The organism is Pseudarthrobacter niigatensis, assembly GCF_030812615.1.
GTDB classification, from domain to species: domain Bacteria; phylum Actinomycetota; class Actinomycetes; order Actinomycetales; family Micrococcaceae; genus Arthrobacter; species Arthrobacter niigatensis.
In genome coordinates this window covers 33,031-51,346 of record NZ_JAUSTB010000010.1, presented here as the reverse complement: position 1 = coordinate 51,346, position 18,316 = coordinate 33,031, and the positions used below count along the sequence as shown (strand labels likewise).

The window sequence follows — 18,316 nt, the reverse complement described above, 5'->3', positions numbered from 1 at the left end:
TCCACCTACCGTGGAAGCAGGAATTGCCCAAGAGCTGCTCCGGAGTGCGTATCCCCCAATAACGCCCTCCGGAGCTTTTTTGTGCCCCGAGGGGGTGCCATCGGCACCTCTAAATTACCCCCGGGGGTACTTGTGCATATACCCCCAAGGGGTATATGTTGACTGTATGAACGCTACCGGGGAAGCCATTGCGGCCGCCGAACATCCGGCTATGGAGGAAGGCGCTGCCCCTCAGCACGGGTACACGGGAAACAAGGACGCCTACCTCCGCCGCCTGAAGCGCATCGAAGGCCAGGTGCGGGGCATAGCCCGGATGGTGGACGAGGACAAATACTGCATCGACATCCTGACCCAGGTTGCCGCCGTCACCAAGGCCCTGCACGCCGTCAGCCTGGGGCTGGTCGAGGAACACATCGGCCACTGTGTGGTGGGGGCCGCCTCCGAACCAGACCCCGACGTACGGGCAGAAGCCATCGATGCCAAGGTCAAGGAAGCTGCCGACGCAATCGGCCGCCTGCTTCGCTGACGCCACCACCATCCCAACCCGGCCACCGCCGGCACCACAAGAAGGAGCAAGCCATGAGCACCACCGCCCCCACCACCACGACCATCAGCGTCTCCGGCATGACCTGCGGACACTGCGTATCGGCCGTCAGCGAAGAACTCGAAGCCCTTGAGGGCGTTGAAGCAGTGAACGTGGACCTGAACGCCGGCGGCATCTCCACCGTGACCATCACCTCCGGCAAGGAACTGTCCCCCGCGGAAATCGGCGAAGCCGTGGCCGAGGCCGGCTACCTGGTGGTTGCCAACGAAGCCTGATCACCCTCCCACTACCGGAAAGCTGCCATGAGCCACCAGGAACTGCTGCACCCACCGGGCACCCGCGTCGTCGAACTCGACATCGAAGGGATGACCTGTGCGTCCTGCGTCAACCGGGTGGAAAAGAAGCTCGGCAAACTCGACGGCGTGGCTGCAACGGTCAACCTGCCCCTGGAGTCCGCGTACGTCACGGTCCCTGCAGGCATCACCGACGAGCAACTGGTGGAGACCGTCAACGCGGCCGGCTACCAGGCGAAGGTGCGCCGGCAGCAGCCGACGGGCGGCGAAAATACAGCTGCTGAACCTGCCGCAATGCCCGCCGCCGAGCTCCGTCCGCGGCTCATCCTGGCAGCCATCCTGACGGTTCCGGTATTCCTGGTCAGCATGGTCCCGGCGTTCCAGTTCCCCAACTGGGGGTGGGTTGCGGCGGCTTTGGCCCTTCCAGTCGTCACGTGGGCGGCGTGGCCCTTCCACCGCGCAGCGGCCGTCAATGCACGGCACCTGGCATCCACCATGGACACCCTGGTATCGCTTGGGGTGGCAGCGGCCTACCTGTTTTCGGCCTGGCAGCTGCTGGCAGATCCGCGCATGACCGAACACCCTGGCATGGAGGGCATGGCCGGCGGCCTGTACTTCGAGGTGGCGGCCGTCGTCACCACCTTCCTGCTCCTGGGCCGGTACCTGGAGGCCAATGCCAAGCAGAAGGCCGGCGATGCCCTCAAGGCCCTGCTGAATTTGGGTGCCAAGGATGCCACGGTCCTGCGCGACGGCACAGAGCAGAAGATTTCCGCCGACCTGCTCCAGGTGGGCGACCTCCTGGTGGTCCGGCCAGGAGAGAAAATCGCCACAGACGGCGTGGTGGTGGACGGCGCCTCGGCCGTTGACGCGTCCCTGGTCACGGGTGAATCAGTCCCCGTCGAGGTAGGCCCGGACAGCCGCGTGACAGGTGCCACCATCAACACGTCCGGCCGCCTGCTGGTCAGGGCTACCCGGGTGGGCGCCGAAACCACCCTTGCCCAGATGGCGCGGCTGGTGTCACAAGCCCAGACCGGGAAGGCGCCCATCGCCCGGCTCGCAGACCGGATCAGCAGCGTCTTCGTGCCGGTGGTCCTGGCGCTGGCGGTGCTGACATTCGTACTCTGGCTGCTCTTCGCCGGGCCGGCCGCGGACGGGGACCACCTGCGGCAGGCGTTCACCGCCGCCGTCGCCGTCCTGGTCATTGCCTGCCCCTGCGCACTGGGCCTGGCCACGCCCGTCGGCCTGCTCACCGGTACCGGCCGCGGCGCGCAGCTGGGCATCCTGATCAAGGGCCCGCAGGTCCTTGAGGACACCCGCACCGTGGACACCATCCTCCTGGACAAGACCGGTACGGTCACCACTGGCGTCCTGGCCGTGGATGCCGCGGCAGCATTTCCAGGCTTCCAGGACCGGGACGTCCTTCGGCTTGCAGGCGCCGTCGAGGCCGCCTCGGAGCACCCGGTGGCCCGCGCCATCGCAGCAGCAGCCGCGTCAGCGTCCGCAGGCAAAGCGGGCGACGCCGGCACGTTGCCGGCCGTGCCGGGGTTCAGTTCCGCCCCGGGCGGCGGAGTGTCGGGAACCGTTGAGGGCAGGGCCGTGATGGCAGGGCGGAGCGGTTGGCTGGAGCAGAACGGGATCGTCCTGGACGCCCGCCGGCAGGCCATGCTCGCATCCGCTGAGCAGGGCGGAGCGACAGCCATCTGCGTCGCCGTGGACGGGAAGGCTGCTGGATTCATCAGCCTCCGGGACACTGTCAAGGAAGGTTCCGCCGCCGCCGTCGAACGGTTGAAGGCGTTGGGCCTGCGGCCCATCCTGTTGACCGGCGACAACGCCGCGGTCGCCGCCCGGGTGGCTGCCGTCGTCGGGATTGCTCCGGACGATGTCTACGCCGGCGTCCTGCCCGAAGGAAAAGTCGAGGCAGTCCGCAAGCTCCAGGCCGGCGGCGCCACGGTGGCCATGGCCGGGGACGGCGTCAACGACGCCGCTGCTTTGGCGCAGGCCGACCTCGGAATTGCGATGGGTTCGGGCACGGATGTGGCCATCGAGGCCGCGGACCTGACGGTGATGGGCAACGACCTGGCCCAGGTGGCGCAGGCCATTGAGCTGTCCAGGAAGACGCTGGGCACCATCAAGACGAACCTGTTCTGGGCGTTCTTCTACAACGCGGTGGGCATCCCGGTGGCCGCCCTGGGGCTGCTCAATCCGATGATCGCCGGCGCGGCCATGGCGGCCAGCTCGGTACTGGTGGTGGCCAACTCGCTGCGGCTGCGAAGTTTCGGCAAGTAGCCCCGGCGGCTGGCCCCCCGCGGTCAGGCCGCGCCGAAACGCACTGCGGAACGCGCCTTGGCCTTGGCCGCTTCCGCGTCCCGGTCCTTGGGCCGCGCCTGCGTTACCAGCGAATCCAGCAGGTGCTGTGTGATGTGGGCGATCTCATGGACGGCGTCGTCAAAGGCCTCCTGGTTGGCCTTTGACGGCTTGGTGCTTCCGCTGATCTTGCGGACGTACTGCAGCGCAGCCGCATGCACCTCCTCGGATGAGGCATGCGGTTCGAAGTTATGGAGGGTTCGGATATTCCGGCACATAACGCCATGCTAGGCTCTTCCAACGCCTGGGATCGACCCTTTTTTCATGGTCTTCACCCGGCGTCCATGGGGAGCCCGGCATGGGCAGGGCTGCCCATCGACACTGTTTGGGGGCCGGGATAGGTTCTAGGCAATGGATCTTCCGGATGAGCCGGGGGGCCGCTGGGGATGCCGATCTTGTTCGGATCCACACACCTAACAAGGAGAAACTGATGGCTATTTGGGGTGCAGACGTTGAGCAGCTTCGCCAGCTCGGCAGCAAGCTTCAGGCAGGTGCGTCCGAGATCGAGACGCAGAAGTCCACTCTCACGAAGGTTCTGAGCAGCACCAACTGGGAAGGTCCGGACGCCACCAAGTTCCGCAACGAGTGGTCCGGTACCCACACCGCCATGCTGACCAAGATTGCCGAGGCACTGAAGGAAGCCGGCTCACAGGCCAAGCGCAACGCCGAAGAGCAGAGCCAGGCCTCCCACTAGGCTTTACCGCCGCCCGGCGGGGGCAGGGACACCATGCGGTGTCCCTGCCCTTTCTTTTTTGCGGCCGACGACGGCGCGCACGTGATTAGGGGACGGGCTCGACGTCGTTCGCGTGCTCCAGCGGCGACGCCTGGACTTTCATACCCGCGGCGCGTGCGGAGGCGCGAAGCTCGTCAAGCCGGACCAGGACCACACCGCCAACGATCAGGACTCCCCCGAGGAGCTGGATGGCACCGGGAAGTTCCCCAAGCAGCAGCCACGCCCACAGCACGGCAAACAGGACCTCGGTGAGCGACACGAAGGATGCAACCTTGGAGCCGAGCGCCCTGGCGGCCATGATGCCCGAGGTGTAGGCGAGTACCGTGGCCAGCACCACCAGCCCGGCAAGGGACACCCACCACGGGGTGGTCCAGGGCCCAAGGGTGGTGTCCGCGGCGCTGAAGGCCATGGGCAGCAGGCCGGTGGCGGCTGCAAGCCACATCACGGCAGCGCCCGTCATGAGTCCCCCTGACGCCAGCACGATGGGAGGCAAGGTGTCGTTTTCCTTGGCGGTGATGAAGAAGTAGATGGCCAGGCAAACGGCGGCCGCCATACCCCAAAGAACCCCCACCAGATCCACCTTGACGGCGCCCGTGAGGTCCAGGACCAGCACCAGGCCGGCCAAGGAGAGGAGTGTCCCGCCGGAGGTCAGCAGCCGGGGGCGCCGGCGGCTCGCGGCCCAGAGCCACAGGACGATGAGCACCGGGGCCAGGTACTCCAGCAGGAGTGCCACGCCCACGGACAAACGTGCCACAGCGTTGAAGTAGAACAACTGGCAGGCCGCCACGCCAATAAGCCCGAACAGCACGATGGTGAGCCAATTGTCCCTCAGCTGGTGCCAGCGCCCCTTGAGCGCGACGGCGGCCGGCAGTGCAAGGATCAGGGCCGCACCCGTCAAGCGGGCGGTGACGGCAGCTCCCGGCGACCAGCCGGTCTCCAGCAGTGACTTGGCAAAGGATCCGGACAGCCCGAAGACAGCGGAGGAGAACAGCGCAATCCCGAGCCCGGATGCCAGGAAGCCTCGGCGTCCGGCGGGCAGCTCCGTGGTGGGGATGTGGTCTTTGGCGGCAGGCACCGTCGCCTCCTGTCAGGAGTAAAGTGGGGTAATGCCCATGACATTACGCCCGGGCACTGTAAGGAGTCAACATGGTTTTCGCCCCTGACACGGAAGTGGCGCTGCGTACGGTGGTGAACCTCATCAACACGGCGGCGAATGGCAGGGAGGGACTGGCCACCCTCGAGGACCTCGATGCCTTCCTGGCCGCTGAGGGGTTTTCGGGCGGCCGGCGCCGGGATAACGCGGAACTGGAGAGCGTCCTGGAACTGCGCCGTGAACTGGCGGCAGTGTGGACGGCGGATGAGGACGCGGCGGTCGACACCGTCAACCGGCTGCTGCGGGATGCGAATGCGCTTCCCCAGCTCATGAAGCACGACGGTTGGGACTGGCACCTGCACGCCACGGCACCGGATGCTCCCTTGGCGGACCGGATGAGCACCGAGGCAGCCATGGCCCTCGCGGACGTGATCCGCGGCAAGGAAATGGACAGGATGCGCACGTGCGAATCAGAAGACTGCGATGCCGCCGTGCTGGACCTGAGCCGCAACCGGTCCAAGAGGTATTGCGACACCGGAAACTGCGCCAACCGGGCACATGTGGCCGCGTATCGGGCCAGGCAGGCGGCAGCGAATTAGCGGGCTGAGGCTGCCTGTGGGCTTTGGCGCAGGTGTGCCTAGGGCTGGGGCGTGCTGTCGGTGCCGTCGCCGGATGCCGGCGGGTTCTGGCGGCCGGGACCTCCATGGGGGGATGCCTTGGGCGCCGAACTCAGGTTGACGCCCGATCCCTTGCCCAGGTGTTCGGCGTTCTCCTTGTAGCTCATGGACAGCATTGCGGCGATGACCAGGGTCACGATGAAGGCGATGCCGGCGGCGGTGAAGGCGAGGTCGAAGCGGGGCGCGCGGGCGCTTCCCCCGGAGGCGAAAATCAGCACCGCAACGAAGGCGACGACGGCCCAGAACGCCGAAAACATCAGCGGCCCCTTCACCGAGGTCCGCAGCTTGCGCGGTTTTCCTTGATGCTGGTCAGCCACGGTGGTTCCTCCCTGCAGGCGGCGTACGGCCACCTGGTTTACGAATTGCGGTGTCGCACCCCGGAATTTCTACAGAAAGTAGAAGGGCGCTCCTCCTAGTTTACGGCTTTCCTGCGCCGGTGCTGGCATCGTGCCGGAGGGTCAGGCCGGACAGGACCCACAGGACGCCGGAAATAATGGCCCCTCCCCCGGCAACACCCAGCAGGGCATGGGCCCCGAGGTTGACGAAGAACGGCAGCAGGATGGCGGTGCCGATCCCGATGATGCCCGACGCGATCCAGTCCCGGGCCAGCACGTGGCGCCCCCGGCGCTGAAGGCCGCAGGCAAGCTCAAATACACCGGCCACGCCCAGCCCCAGCGCGGCAATGACTGCGAACAAGAGGTCACTGTGCAGCAGGACCACCGCAAAACCAGCCCCGGCCAGGACGGCGCCAGCGGCGGAAAGCAGCTTTCCAGGGGCGGAATTCCGGGCGAAACCCACCGCCGGGACACTCCGGAGGGACAGTACACCCGTCGCCAATAGGTAGAGGCCTCCGGCCCAGCCCATGACCTCCACGGAAGGCGAAGTCCAAAACACCGTCACTGCGCCGAACACCAGGGCAGCCGCCGAGCGCAGCAGGACCGGCTTCCAGAGGTCGGTACGGGGGGCAGTTCCCTGGGCAGCATCCGCGGGGATGGAAGATTGCGTCACCGGTCCAGTTTAGTGGGGGCTGATGGAAGGTCGAACCGGGCGCTGTTGCCCGGTTTGCCTGCAGTCAATTCAGGCGGAGCCCAGCACCATCCAGCGGTCGGACCGGGCGCGCACGCCCAGGGTGAGTGCCCGCGCGGCCATGTATCCCACGCCGAAAGCGGCCCACAGCCACCCCAGCCCTGCGGCGCCGGTTGCACCGGAGAGTGCCACCCAGGCGAGCAGCGGCACGTAGATGGCGATGTTCACCAGCCCTGCGAGGGCGAGGTAGCGGGCGTCCCCCGCGCCGATCAGCACACCATCGAGCACAAAAACGTAGCCGGCGATGGGCTGTCCGGCGGCCAGGACCCAGAGCGCAACGGTGAGGACTGACTGCACGTGGGGGTCCGTCGTGAACAGGGCTCCCGCCCAGGGGGCAACCGCGGCCAGCAGCAGGCCTGTCACTACGCCAAACCCGGCGCCCCACCTGATCATGGTCCCGGTCAGCAGGCGCGCCCTGGCGGCATTGGAGGCACCGAGTTCCTTGCCGATGAGCGCCTGCGCAGCGATGGCCAGGGCATCCAAAGCGAACGCCAGGAAGGAAAAGATGGTCATGGCCAACTGATGGGCGGCAAGGTTGACTTCACCCTGGGCCGTTACCACCAGCACGGTGGCCAGTATTGCGGCCCGCAGGCTGAGCGTGCGCAGCATGAGCCAGGATCCAACCCGCGTCATGCTGCGGATGCCCCGCCAGCTGGGCAGCAGGCTGACTCCGTGCCGTACGGCGTTCCGGCGGACCATCGCCACGTAAACCGCAGCCATGGCCCACTGGGCAAGGCTGGTGCCGATCGCCGAACCGGTTACCGACAAGCCCAGCCCGTAGACAAGCCACAGGTTCAGCAGCGCGTTGACGCCGAATCCGGCCGTGGCCACCACCAGCGGGGTCCGGGTGTCCTGCAGGCCGCGCAGGACACCCGTGCCGGCGAAAATCAGCAGCATGGCCACCAGTCCCGGCATGGACCAGCGGAAGTAGTCGATGGCAAAGGTGCGGACACTGCCCTCCGCGCCCAGTAGGTCGATCAGCGGTTCGGCCGCAGCGAAGCCGGCGGCGGCGAGCAGCACGCCCAGGAGCGTGGCCAGCCACACGCCGTCGCGCCCTGCCGCGAGGGCCTTGCCGAGCTGTCCGTCCCCGATCGCGCGGGCCACGGCGGGCGTCGTCGAGTAAGCCAGGAAGACCATGAGCCCGACGGCGGTCTGCAGCACCGCTGATGCCAGCCCCACGCCTGCGAGCTGGGCGACACCAAGGTGCCCCACAATCGCGGAGTCGGCCAGCAGGAACAGGGGTTCAGCCACCAGCGCCCCGAACGCAGGGATGGCGAGGCGAAGAATTTCACGGGCAGGCCCGCGCCTTCCGGAGACGGCGGCAAGGGCAGGTTGTTGGGGCACGCTGCCAGCCTAACCGGGCCGCACGCGGGACCCTTCAAGGCATGACAAAGACCACAAGTATGACGAATTAGTTGACACTACAACTATTAATCCGGGACAGTGGAACCCATGAACAAGTCTGCACTGACCACCACTGCCCTGGCCGCCCTACGAATCATCCTCGGCTTCCTCTTCGCGGCCCATGGCTGGCAGAAGTTCAATGAATGGACCATCGCCGGCACCCAGGCGTCCTTCGCCAAGATGGGCGTCCCGGCCGCCGACGTCATGGCCCCCGCGATCGCCGTCCTCGAACTGGCAGGCGGCATTGCCCTGATCCTGGGAATCCTGACACGGGTCGTGGCCGCCCTCCTCGTGGTGGACATGCTGGGCGCCCTGTTCCTGGTACATGCCCCCGCCGGTATCTTCGCGGCAAACGGAGGCTACGAACTCGTCCTCCTGCTGGCAGCGGCATCCTTCGCCCTGGCCCTTACCGGAGCCGGCCGGCTGTCCGTGGACCGCGCCCTCTTCGGCCGCCGTCCGGAATCCCGGCTGGCAGTCCTCGCGTAGCCCCTCCCCACGCCACGAACGGCGGCAGGCCACCCAAGGTGCCTGCCGCCGTCGGACTTTAAGCTGCGCTTCGCATTGTTGCAGCGCCAACCGGCCGGTAACCGGGGCCGCCAGTAGGATCGCAGCATGACTGAGACCGGCCGCCCCAACTCCGTGACCCTCCGCTTCCTCGCCGCCCCCACCGACGTGGGCCACAGCGGCTCGGTGGATGCCGGCACAGTCCTTGAGTGGGTGGACAAGGCCGCCTACGCCGCCGCGGTGGGGTGGGCCAAGTCCTACTGCGTGACCGCCTACGTGGGAAACATCCATTTCGCCGATCCCGTCAACAGCGGCGACATGGTGGAAGTGGAGGCCACCATCGTTTACACCGGCCGCTCCTCCATGCACATCCACACCGTGGTCTCCTCCGGCGACCCCAAAGGCGGCCCGGCCACGATGCGGAGCCAGTGCATGGTGATCTTTGTAGCGGTCGGCGAAGACGGCAGGCCGATCCCGGTTCAGCAGTTCCAGCCCTCCACCCCAGCCGAGATTGAGCAGCGGGACCACGCCTTGGCCAGGATCAAGGTCCGGGAACAGATTGTGGAAGCCATGAACCGGCAGGAATATACAGACGCCGGCACGGCCGAGCGTGTGACGCTGAGGTTCATGGCAGCCCCCACCGACGTGAACTGGGGCGGGAAGGTCCACGGCGGCATCGTCATGAAATGGATCGACGAAGCAGCCTACGTCTGCGCCTCCCGCTACTGCGGCAGGGATACCGTGGCCGTATTCTCCGGCGGCGTCCGCTTCTACCGGCCCCTGCTGATCGGGCACGTGGTGGAAGTGGAAGCCCGCCTGGTCTACACCGGGACCAAGGGCATGCACATCGCCGTCCATGTCCGCTCCGGCGACCCCAAGGGCCGGGAGCTGGATCTCACTACCTACTGCCTCACCGTGATGGTGGCGCGCGACGACGAAGGCAACTCGGTGCCGGTTCCCGCGTGGGTGCCGGTCAGCGAGGAGGACAAGCGGCTGCATGCCCACGCCCGCGAACTCCTGGAGATCCGGGGTACGGCGCCCGGCAACCGCCTGCCGAACCACCTGCTGGCCGCCGCAGGGCCTGCCGGCAGCGCCGCGGCCCGCTCCGGAAACGAAGGGGACTAGAAGCCTCCACCGCCAGCGTCGCCCGCCATGTTCGCAAAGCGGGAGTAGTGGCCCTGGAAGGCGACCACAATGTCCTTGGTGGGGCCGTTACGGTGCTTGGCCACCAGGATGTCCGCCTCACCGGCCCGGGGTGATTCCTTGTCGTAAACATCTTCGCGGTGGAGCAGGATCACCATGTCGGCATCCTGCTCGATGGACCCGGACTCACGGAGGTCCGAGACCATGGGGCGCTTGTCCTGGCGCTGCTCCGATCCACGGTTCAGCTGGGACAGGGCAATGACGGGAACCTGGAGTTCCTTGGCGAGGAGCTTCAGCGCCCGGGAGAACTCGGAAACTTCCTGCTGGCGGGATTCCACCTTCTTGCCCGAGCTCATAAGCTGCAGGTAGTCGAGGATCACCAGCTTGAGGTCGTGCTGCTGCTTCAGGCGGCGGCACTTGGCACGGATTTCCATCAGGGACATGTTGGGGCTGTCATCGATGAACAGCGGGGCATCGTTCATGCGGCCCATGGTGGTGGCGATCTTGGACCACTGCTCGTCCTTGATGGTTCCCTTACGGAGGTCCTGGAGCCCAATGGTGGCTTCGGCTGACAACAGGCGCATGGCGATCTCGTTCCGGCCCATTTCCAGGGAGAACATCACCGTGGCGAGGTTGTTCTTGATGGCCGCGGACCGGGCGAAGTCCAGGGCGAACGTCGACTTGCCAACGGCGGGGCGCGCGGCGATGACGATCATCTGGCCGGGGTGCAGCCCGTGGGTCAACTCGTCGAGTTCGTAGAAACCTGTGGGGACACCGGTCATGCCCTCCCCGCGGTGGCCGGACGCCTCAATTTCGTCCACCGTGGACTCCATGACGTCCTTCAGCACCACGTAATCCTCCGCGGTGCGGCGTTCGGCCACGGCGTAAACCTCGGCCTGGGCCTGGTTGACCAGGTCCTCCACCTCGCCGTCGGACCCATAGCCCAGCTGGACAATCTTGGTGCCGGCGTTGACCAGGCGGCGAAGCACCGCCCGTTCGGCCACGATCTCGGCATAATAGCCGGCGTTGGCGGCAGTGGGGACGGTCTGGATCAATTCGTGGAGGTAGGCGGGCCCACCGATCCTGTTGATCTCGGCCCGCTTGGTCAGTTCATCGGACACGGTAACCGCATCTGCAGGCTCGCCGCGGCCATAGAGGTCGATGATGGCCTCATAGATGGTCTCGTGCGCCGGGCGGTAAAAATCCTGGCCGCGGAGGATCTCGACAACATCCGCGATGGCATCCTTGGACAGCATCATTCCGCCCAGGACTGACTGCTCGGCCGCGATGTCCTGTGGCGGCTTCCGGCTCGCGTCCGATCCACGGGTTGCCTCGACAGGGTCCAGATGCGCGATTGACAAAGCTGCCGTCCTCCATTTGTACCGGGTGTGCAGTCCGGTGATCCATCCTGTTCGTGGCTCCGATATCCGATCCGCCACGCGTCCAGGTCTACCCGCAGGCCCTGACAATCACGTGCCGGAGTTCCGGAAACCAACTCCGGACCGGAGTTATCCCCAATATCCACAGCTTTTCCACAAAAAGGTGTGGAGGAAGCATGGAGGAGGTCCCAGTGGCCAGAACAGGGATCCTGTTTCGGCCCCGGAGAACAGGTACCCCGCTACGCTAACTGGCATGGCGGCCGCCGCAAAGCCAGCATGCCGCACACCCTGTGGATAACCTGTGCAGTATGCGGCATAGCTTGTGCACAGCCTGTGGGGAAGTCTGTGGATACAAAGTTTTTTTCGCCCTCTTTATGCCCCTGAACTGGGAAAACACTGCCACCAGCATGTGGAGTAAATATTTCTTCCGCGGAATTTCATCCACAGGCACTGAGTGGGATCCCAGAGATGGAAGGTGCGGAACGGCCCCGGAAGAGCCCGGGCCCCTGTCCGTGGCGCTCCTCATATTCCAGTGCGGGGGTTTGACTGGCGCCTGCGCGGCCCTGTATGCGGAAGAGTGAATATTGCTGTGGATAAACCCGATCTGGATTAGGCTCTAGGTATGGGCGATCTCCTGCTGGTGCTGTTGCCGGCGATTGTTTTGGTGGCCCTCCTATGGGGAGTCGCCACCGCGCTGCGGCCGCGCGATCCGGGCTTGTCGGAGGCCGCAAAGTACCAGCGCGAGCTTGCCGAGCGGTCGGCACGCCACTACGCGGCCCAGGTCTAGGCGGCCACTGCCGCCCGGGACCGCTTGGCCGCCGCTACCCACCCCAGCCAAAACGCCCAGCAGCACAACCAGCAGCAGGAGTATATCCGTGCGGCCCGCCAGCAAAGCGAACGCACCTGGCAAAGGCCAGGAACAACAGAGAACGGCACGTGAAAATGGAATCCCTGGCGGTCCCGGTCCTTATCCTGCTCGCGGTTGTTACTGGCGTCATACTGGCGTACCGCGCCTTCCGCACCCGGAAGTCAACGCGCGGCACAGCCCCGGCCCAGGCCGCTGCCTCGTCGCAGGAATTGGCCCGCGCGGCTGCGGGCCGCTTGTCCGAGGACCAACACCGGCGGCTCTATGCCCTGATCGCCCAAGGGCAGGCCATGGCCGCCATCAAGCTCTACTACGAGGCCACCGGCGAGGGACTGCGGGCCTCCCGCGACGCTGTCGGCGCCATGGCGGCCCACCCCCAGCCTTACCGGGCCCAGGAACCGGTGCAGGTCCCGGAGGAGGACGACGACGAGCCAGAGCGGTTCCCGTACCGCTACCGGGCGATCGCGAGCAAAGGTGACGTCACCCGGGAAGTAAGCAGCAACATGCTTAACGACGAAATTTTCGGAAGGATCCGGACGCTGGCCCGGAGCGGAGAAACGGAGGCGGCAGCCACCGCGCTGACGCGGCACTCGGATATCTCGCTCAAGCAGGCCCGGGAGTTCATCGCGCTGCTGGACGACTAGGGCGTGTCTCCTAAACCCTGCTTGGCTTAGCCGGGATGCTTGAGGGGTGTCTCGTACTTCTGTTTTGACTGATGGGCAGTGGGCCCGCATCCAGCCGTTGTTGCCGTCCTCTGATGGTCGTCGGGGTCGTCCTTTTCGGGACGACCGGCGCGTGGTCGAGGGCATCATTTACCGGTATCGGTGCGGGATCGCCTGGCGGGATGTACCCGAAGAGTTCGGTCCTTGGCAGACCATTTGGAAGCGTCACCGCCGCTATAGCGGTGACGGAACGTGGGACAGCATCCTGGCTGCACTGCTGACGGTCGCGGACTCTCAGGGTGAAGTGGATTGGTCGGTCTCGGTCGACTCGACGGTGAACCGTGCCCACCAGCACGGCACTAACCTTCCCCGCACCACAGGGGGCCAGCTCGAATTACATGAATCTGTTTGCTGAACCGGAAGATCACGCCATTGGCCGTTCCCGCGGCGGACTGAGCACCAAGATCCACGCTCTGGTGGACGGCAAAGGCCGACCTTTGGTCCTGCTGGTCGCGCCGGGCCAGGGTGGCGACGCTCCAATGTTCGCCCACCTGATGAACCAGTTGAAGATCCACCGGGTGGGTCCGGGAAGGCCCCGAACCCGCCCGGACCGGGTCCGCGGTGACAAGGCCTACTCTTCAAGAGCGATCCGGACCCACCTTCGCGACCGCGGCATTACCGCAGTCATCCCGCAACCGTCCGACCAGATCGGCCACCGGAAGCGAAGAGGTTCCACCGGTGGCCGACCACCCGCCTTCGACAAAGAGGACTAAAAGGCCGCAACGTCGTCGAACGCAACTTCAACACCTTCAAACAGTGGCGTGCCCTGGCAACCCGCTACGACAAACTCGCACTCACCTACCGCGGCGGAGCTGTCCTCCGAGCAATCAGCATCTGGCTGGCAGCTTTAGGAGACACGCCCTAGGCGCGGATTACAAACTAACCCTTGAGCCCCCGGCGGGAGGCAGCACACAAGGAGAGGGCCGGGGCCCGCATCGTTTTCGAATGCAGCCCGGCCCTCTTTTGCCGTGTTTGCCCGCCTACTGGAAGGTGAGGACGAGCTTGGGTGCTACGGCGCTGCCGGCCTCCCTGGAATTGAGGTCCAGGCCATCACTGCTGCTCGTATCGAACCCCAGCGAGAGCTGGCTTCCCAGGTCCCCGGCCAATCCGGCAGCCGTGAGCGGGACGCTGTAGCTGGTGTTGGTCGCGGTCGGCCCTAAGGTTCCAATAGTCGTTCCCAGCGCGGGGCGGCTGTTATAGGTCACCCCGGTCTCGGTCCAGCCGTCGTCAGCCACCAGCTTGACGTTCTGCTTGCCAGTCGAGCCGCTCCCGGCGCTGACCAGCTGCAACGTGGCGCTTTGGATCGTCTTGCCTGCGTAGGGCGTGAGGTCGAACTTCAGGTATGCAACTTCCACCGGACTGTTATCAACCCCCAGCATGGCGGACGTTCCATAGTTTGTTCCTGCAGCCCCGCCCGACGCGTAGGTGTCGGCTGTTGCGGTGAGCGTCACGGTCTGCGCCGTTCCGCCACCCCCCGAAGCCGGAGCAGTGGTGAATGTCCACGTCCTGTCCGCTGCCAAGGCGTTGCCGGCACTGTCCTTCACCCCGCCGCTGCCGCCCTTGACGGTTGCCGTGTAGACCGTCCCCGCGGCCAGGTCCGCATTCGGATTCAACGTTGCCACGTTATTCGCGCTGTCGTAGGCCACAACGGCCGGTACGGGCGTCGACGATCCCGCCTGCAGCGTGAAGGTACTTGACGTCACCGTCGAGGCGTTCATTGCTTCGGAAAAGGTGGCCGTCACGTTGGCCGCGGCCGCCACACCGGTGCTACCCGGGGCCGGGGACGTAGCCGTCACCGTTGGTGCGGTCGTATCAGCTGGAGGTGGGGTCCCACCACTCCCGCCACTGCCGTCGTAGAAATGCCAGTACCGGCTTGTGGCGTTCACGTCGGCGAGTACCAGGAGACCGCTGTTGGCCGTGCCACGTGCGGAACTGTTCAGGTTCTGCTTGGTGGACGTCACGTTGTGGACATACTGGTCGGCGTCAACGATGCGGGCCGTCTTGGTGGTAGTGAAGCTGATCTTGTTCAGCGGCGTGGACTTCTCGTAGATTGCGCCGCCCGAGCTTGTACAGACACCCGCGTTCGTCGTTCCGCTGGGTTTCGGGTACGTGGCGAAGGTCCGCAGCATCTGCGTACTTTCGTCAATCAGGACGATCACGCGGTTGGGACATTCCGCCACCGTTGCGATCGTCGTCGCGGACCAGGCGGACGTCGAAGTATCAAGGGCCAGCAGCTGGATCAAAGGCTGGGACGCTGACGTGAAGGATGTCTTGATAGCAGCGAAAACGCGGTCAGAGGAGGCATCCAGCCACTTCAGGTTCATGTGGTCGTCGCCGCTGCGCTGCCCCTTCACCGCCGCTACAGGGGTGGTCCAGGACGAGTTCGCGTCCCCGTCAGCATGAACACTCCAGTACATGCCGTCCGTTGCGTCCCCGACCTGCCGGCTCCACATCACGCCGACCTTGTTTCCACCAAATGCGATTACAGCCGAGTTGTCGTCCACGGACACGTTACTCAACGCCGCGGGGTGCTGAAAAGGTGTCCCCCAGTTTACGCCCGCAGTGTCTGTGACGTTCAGGAAAATCCGGTTTCCCTGCTGCCACGTGGCCCACACGCGGCCCGTGGAATCCTTGTCTATGGACAGGGTTTCGGTCTTCTGGTTATTGATCTGCGTGGACCCAAGGCTGGTGTAAGTCTTTGTGCTCGTGTTGTAGCTGTAGCGGCGCATCGTCGTGGGGAAGTTTGGCTCGGCCGGCAGCCCGTCATTGACGAACTTAAAGCTCGCCACATACAACGTCTTTCCGTCCCATAGCACGTCGTGATGGGTGTTCGCCCGGGACTCCGTTACCACACCGGTGCTGGACCAGGCGTTGGTCGCGGGGTTGAACCGGAAAATCCTAAAGCTGGAACTTCCGGCATCCCAAAGGTTCCCCCACCAGATCCCATCGTTAAACCACAGCGAATTCGACTGCCGCTTGGTACCAGTCGGTGTCCCGGTCCCTGAATGGGACGGGCCCTCCACCCCCACATCACCGGTAGCAGCGGAAGCGGCCAACGGCGCCACCAGACCTCCAAGCACAAGCAGTAGCGCCGTCAGCAGTGCGGGAAGCCCCAGCCGGGGTTGACGCATACGGCGCCCCTCGGGACCGGCATCTCCCCATTTAAAAAAGGGCCGGGAAGCCCCGGCACCCCGATCATGCTCGTCCACTTTGGATATTGGATGGTCCATCAACGTCACTCCCCGGTGTCGAAAACTCCGCCAATCCCCAGTTTGTTCAGTGTTGGCGGTGGAACCATCAATAGCAATCCCCGGACGGCCCCCTAAAACCCGTGGCCCGGGTCCCCTAACCCCGAACCACGGGGTCCGGCACCCGGGCGGACGCGTGTGTCAGCGGCCCCCGGAAATGCCCGCCAGCAGCTGCTCGAACGGCAAGGACTCCAGCGGGACTTCCTCCCGGCCCGGCTGCGGACCGTCAAGCAGGCGCGTGAACTCGCCGGCTGCACGTTCGATGCGGTCCGCGAGGGATCCCCCACCCTCCTCTGCGGTTCCCCAGTCCTGCGGTCCTGCGAAGACTCCGGTGGCTGCCATACGCGTCCGGAGGTAGCTGAACAGTGGCCGCATTGCGTAATCCAGGACCATTTGGTGCCGGTCCGTTCCGCCGGTGGCGCCCAACAGGACGGCCTTTCCGTCGAGTGACTTGGGATCAAGGACGTCGATAAAGGACTTGAAAAGGCCGCTGTAGGAGGCACTGAACACGGGAGTGACCGCAATGATCCCGTCGGACGCCTTCACACCCTCGATGACGTCCGCCAGGCGGGGCGCGGCGTAGCCGGTAACGAAGTTGTTGGCGATGTCCACGGCCAGGTCGCGGAGCTCGACGACGTCCACGGCCACCTCATAACCGGCTGCTTCCAGCTGTCGCGTGGCGGCGACCGAAAGCTGGTCAGCCAGCAGCCGACTCGACGAAGGTACGCCAAGCCCTGCGGAGAGGACGGTGATGCGGCGGGTTTCCATGGCATTCTCCTGGTGTTTGTTCAGTTCATCATACATGCGTATGCATCTATACCTATGAACTGTTGCGCGCAGCGGAGTATTCCCGGGCGAGCCTTGCCGGGCGCCGGATCAGAGCAGGACGGTGCCCCGGATACAGGTAGTGGACTCGCCGCCGACCCAGACGTCTCCGTCCTCCGTACTCACGTGGATGCGCCCGTCCCGTCCCAGGACGGTCCCCTGCGAGGCCACATACTGCTCCGGCGCCCTGCCGCTTCCCACCAGCCACTGGGCGGCACCGGCGTTAAAGCTGCCGGTGACGGGATCCTCTACCGTTCCAGCACCCGGCAGGAACGTGCGGACTTCAAAGTCGGTTCCGGCTCCGGGATGGTATGGCCCTATGACGCCGATCTTCAGGTCGCCCATGGCAGCCTGGTCCGGTTCCAGGGCCAGCACCTGCTCTGCGGATTCCAGCAGGACGCCAATCCATTCCGGGCCGTTCACCAGCCAGCACGCGTCAACGATGTCCCCGGCAGACACCCGCAGGGCGGCGGCCAGTTGCCGGCGGACCGGGTCCTCCACAGGGCCGAAACGTGTCAGGGGCGGCGCTGCGAAAGCCAGCCTGCCGCCGTCGAGCTTTATCCGGACCAGCCCCGCGGCGCATTCCTGCACCACGTGGCCGCCGGACTTCGGCACCCCTCCGCTCTCCAGCCAGGAATGCGCAGAGCCCAGCGTCGGATGGCCTGCAAAGGGAAACTCCTCGGCCCCGGTGAAGATCCGGACCCTGTAGTCCGCCCGCGGATCCCGGGGAGGCAGGAGGAAGGTGGTTTCCGAGAGGTTGGTCCAGTTGGCGAAGTGCTGCATGGTTGCCGCGTCCAGGCCCTGGGCATCAAGCACGACGGCGAGCGGGTTGCCGCGGTAGGCCTGGCCGGCGAAGACATCCACCTGGTGAAATGGGCGATGGCGGGGGTTCGGGTTCACCGGAGCAGGCTACCACCGGAAAACGAAAGACCCCCGCTGCCGGAGTCCGGCAGCGGGGGTCTTGGCGTGAGGCGGGGAAATTACTTTCCTGCCACCACGTCCAGTTCGATCACAGCGGCAACGTCAGCGTGGAGGCGGACGTTGGCCTGGTAGGTGCCAACCGACTTGATGTGGGCGGGCAGTTCAACCTTGCGCTTGTCGATCTTGCCAAGGCCTGCGGCCTCAACAGCGTCAGCAACGTCGCCCTGCTTGACGGTGCCGAACAGGCGGCCGGACTCGCCGGCCTTGACGACCAGCTTGACCGGCTTGGCGGACAGTGCAGCGGCCTGCTTCTGAGCATCTTCCAGGGAAGCGTGCTCGCGGGCGGCACGGGCAGCCTTGATGGACTCAACCTGCTTCTCGCCACCCTTCGACCAGGTCAGGGCGAAGTTGCGGGGCAGCAGGTAGTTACGTGCGTAACCGTCCTTGACCTCGACAACATCGCCAGCAGCACCGAGACCGGTGACCTCGTGGGTCAGAATGAGCTTTGCCATGTT

Annotated in this window: 19 protein-coding genes and 1 pseudogene; 10 read left to right on the top strand and 10 right to left on the bottom strand. The window is 65.5% G+C overall.

Annotated features, from left to right (window positions below):
- Positions 1 to 211: 211 nt before the first annotated feature.
- The 3 genes from J2T23_RS14560 to J2T23_RS14550 are packed head-to-tail and all read left to right on the top strand — an operon-like array spanning position 212 to position 3,123.
- Positions 212 to 526: a metal-sensitive transcriptional regulator gene (locus J2T23_RS14560; protein ID WP_141183485.1), complete on the top strand. Its 315-nt coding sequence runs from the start codon at positions 212 to 214 to the stop codon at positions 524 to 526.
- Positions 527 to 579: 53 nt separating this feature from the next.
- Positions 580 to 819, top strand: a complete 240-nt coding sequence (locus J2T23_RS14555) for a heavy-metal-associated domain-containing protein (protein ID WP_141158866.1) — start codon at positions 580 to 582, stop codon at positions 817 to 819.
- 27 nt (positions 820 to 846) lie between these two features.
- Entirely contained in the window at positions 847 to 3,123 is a 2,277-nt protein-coding gene (locus J2T23_RS14550; protein ID WP_307361055.1) for a heavy metal translocating P-type ATPase, read from the top strand.
- 23 nt (positions 3,124 to 3,146) lie between these two features.
- Here the strand turns inward: J2T23_RS14550 and J2T23_RS14545 are convergent, their stop codons facing one another.
- Positions 3,147 to 3,419 (bottom strand): DUF2277 domain-containing protein, encoded by a 273-nt coding sequence (locus J2T23_RS14545; RefSeq protein ID WP_307361053.1) that lies wholly within the window; start codon positions 3,417 to 3,419, stop codon positions 3,147 to 3,149.
- A gap of 212 nt (positions 3,420 to 3,631) precedes the next feature.
- Between J2T23_RS14545 and J2T23_RS14540 the strand changes: the two genes are divergently transcribed.
- Positions 3,632 to 3,895, top strand: coding sequence for a WXG100 family type VII secretion target (locus tag J2T23_RS14540; RefSeq protein ID WP_307361051.1), 264 nt, complete (start codon positions 3,632 to 3,634; stop codon positions 3,893 to 3,895).
- An 85-nt stretch (positions 3,896 to 3,980) separates the two neighbouring features.
- On the opposite strand, the gene J2T23_RS14535 is transcribed toward J2T23_RS14540, so the two are convergent.
- The gene (locus tag J2T23_RS14535; RefSeq protein WP_307361048.1) at positions 3,981 to 5,009 is read right to left on the bottom strand and encodes an EamA family transporter; all 1,029 of its coding nucleotides are present in this window, start codon (positions 5,007 to 5,009) and stop codon (positions 3,981 to 3,983) included.
- 71 nt (positions 5,010 to 5,080) lie between these two features.
- Between J2T23_RS14535 and J2T23_RS14530 the strand changes: the two genes are divergently transcribed.
- Positions 5,081 to 5,626 carry a CGNR zinc finger domain-containing protein gene (locus tag J2T23_RS14530; RefSeq protein ID WP_141182815.1) on the top strand — a complete coding sequence of 182 codons (546 nt, stop codon included), beginning with the start codon at positions 5,081 to 5,083 and terminating at the stop codon, positions 5,624 to 5,626.
- 38 nt (positions 5,627 to 5,664) lie between these two features.
- On the opposite strand, the gene J2T23_RS14525 is transcribed toward J2T23_RS14530, so the two are convergent.
- From J2T23_RS14525 to J2T23_RS14515, 3 genes are all read right to left on the bottom strand, one after another.
- Positions 5,665 to 6,021: a hypothetical protein gene (locus J2T23_RS14525; RefSeq protein ID WP_307361046.1), complete on the bottom strand. Its 357-nt coding sequence runs from the start codon at positions 6,019 to 6,021 to the stop codon at positions 5,665 to 5,667.
- A 100-nt stretch (positions 6,022 to 6,121) separates the two neighbouring features.
- A complete protein-coding gene (locus tag J2T23_RS14520) occupies positions 6,122 to 6,712 on the bottom strand; it encodes a hypothetical protein (protein ID WP_307361044.1) in 591 nt (196 codons plus the stop codon).
- Between the two features lie 69 nt (positions 6,713 to 6,781).
- Positions 6,782 to 8,134 carry an MATE family efflux transporter gene (locus J2T23_RS14515; protein WP_307361042.1) on the bottom strand — a complete coding sequence of 451 codons (1,353 nt, stop codon included), beginning with the start codon at positions 8,132 to 8,134 and terminating at the stop codon, positions 6,782 to 6,784.
- A 108-nt stretch (positions 8,135 to 8,242) separates the two neighbouring features.
- Here J2T23_RS14515 and J2T23_RS14510 point away from each other — a divergent pair, with 108 nt between their 5' ends.
- Entirely contained in the window at positions 8,243 to 8,680 is a 438-nt protein-coding gene (locus tag J2T23_RS14510) for a DoxX family protein (protein WP_141158859.1), read from the top strand.
- Positions 8,681 to 8,806: 126 nt separating this feature from the next.
- The gene (locus J2T23_RS14505; protein WP_141182819.1) at positions 8,807 to 9,823 is read left to right on the top strand and encodes an acyl-CoA thioesterase; all 1,017 of its coding nucleotides are present in this window, start codon (positions 8,807 to 8,809) and stop codon (positions 9,821 to 9,823) included.
- On the opposite strand, the gene dnaB is transcribed toward J2T23_RS14505, so the two are convergent.
- Positions 9,820 to 11,202 carry a replicative DNA helicase gene (gene dnaB / locus J2T23_RS14500; protein WP_141158857.1) on the bottom strand — a complete coding sequence of 461 codons (1,383 nt, stop codon included), beginning with the start codon at positions 11,200 to 11,202 and terminating at the stop codon, positions 9,820 to 9,822. The two genes, J2T23_RS14505 and dnaB, sit on opposite strands and share 4 nt — an antisense overlap.
- A gap of 640 nt (positions 11,203 to 11,842) precedes the next feature.
- On the opposite strand from dnaB, the gene J2T23_RS14495 reads away from it, so the two are divergent.
- The 3 genes and pseudogenes from J2T23_RS14495 to J2T23_RS14485 all read left to right on the top strand — a co-directional run bounded on the left by J2T23_RS14495 (position 11,843) and on the right by J2T23_RS14485 (position 13,672).
- Complete coding sequence (locus J2T23_RS14495) at positions 11,843 to 12,007, top strand: hypothetical protein (protein WP_307361038.1); 165 nt, start codon at positions 11,843 to 11,845, stop codon at positions 12,005 to 12,007.
- A gap of 155 nt (positions 12,008 to 12,162) precedes the next feature.
- Positions 12,163 to 12,729, top strand: coding sequence for a hypothetical protein (locus J2T23_RS14490; RefSeq protein ID WP_141183487.1), 567 nt, complete (start codon positions 12,163 to 12,165; stop codon positions 12,727 to 12,729).
- Positions 12,730 to 12,775: 46 nt separating this feature from the next.
- Positions 12,776 to 13,672, top strand: a pseudogene (locus J2T23_RS14485) (IS5 family transposase).
- 115 nt (positions 13,673 to 13,787) lie between these two features.
- Here the strand turns inward: J2T23_RS14485 and J2T23_RS14480 are convergent.
- The 4 genes from J2T23_RS14480 to rplI form a co-directional block, all read right to left on the bottom strand.
- Complete coding sequence (locus J2T23_RS14480; RefSeq protein ID WP_307361035.1) at positions 13,788 to 15,596, bottom strand: Ig-like domain-containing protein; 1,809 nt, start codon at positions 15,594 to 15,596, stop codon at positions 13,788 to 13,790.
- 600 nt (positions 15,597 to 16,196) lie between these two features.
- Positions 16,197 to 16,823 carry an FMN reductase gene (locus J2T23_RS14475; protein WP_141183488.1) on the bottom strand — a complete coding sequence of 209 codons (627 nt, stop codon included), beginning with the start codon at positions 16,821 to 16,823 and terminating at the stop codon, positions 16,197 to 16,199.
- A gap of 108 nt (positions 16,824 to 16,931) precedes the next feature.
- A complete protein-coding gene (locus J2T23_RS14470) occupies positions 16,932 to 17,780 on the bottom strand; it encodes a PhzF family phenazine biosynthesis protein (RefSeq protein WP_141158854.1) in 849 nt (282 codons plus the stop codon).
- Positions 17,781 to 17,860: 80 nt separating this feature from the next.
- Complete coding sequence (gene rplI, locus J2T23_RS14465) at positions 17,861 to 18,313, bottom strand: 50S ribosomal protein L9 (protein ID WP_141158853.1); 453 nt, start codon at positions 18,311 to 18,313, stop codon at positions 17,861 to 17,863.
- Positions 18,314 to 18,316 lie beyond the last annotated feature (3 nt).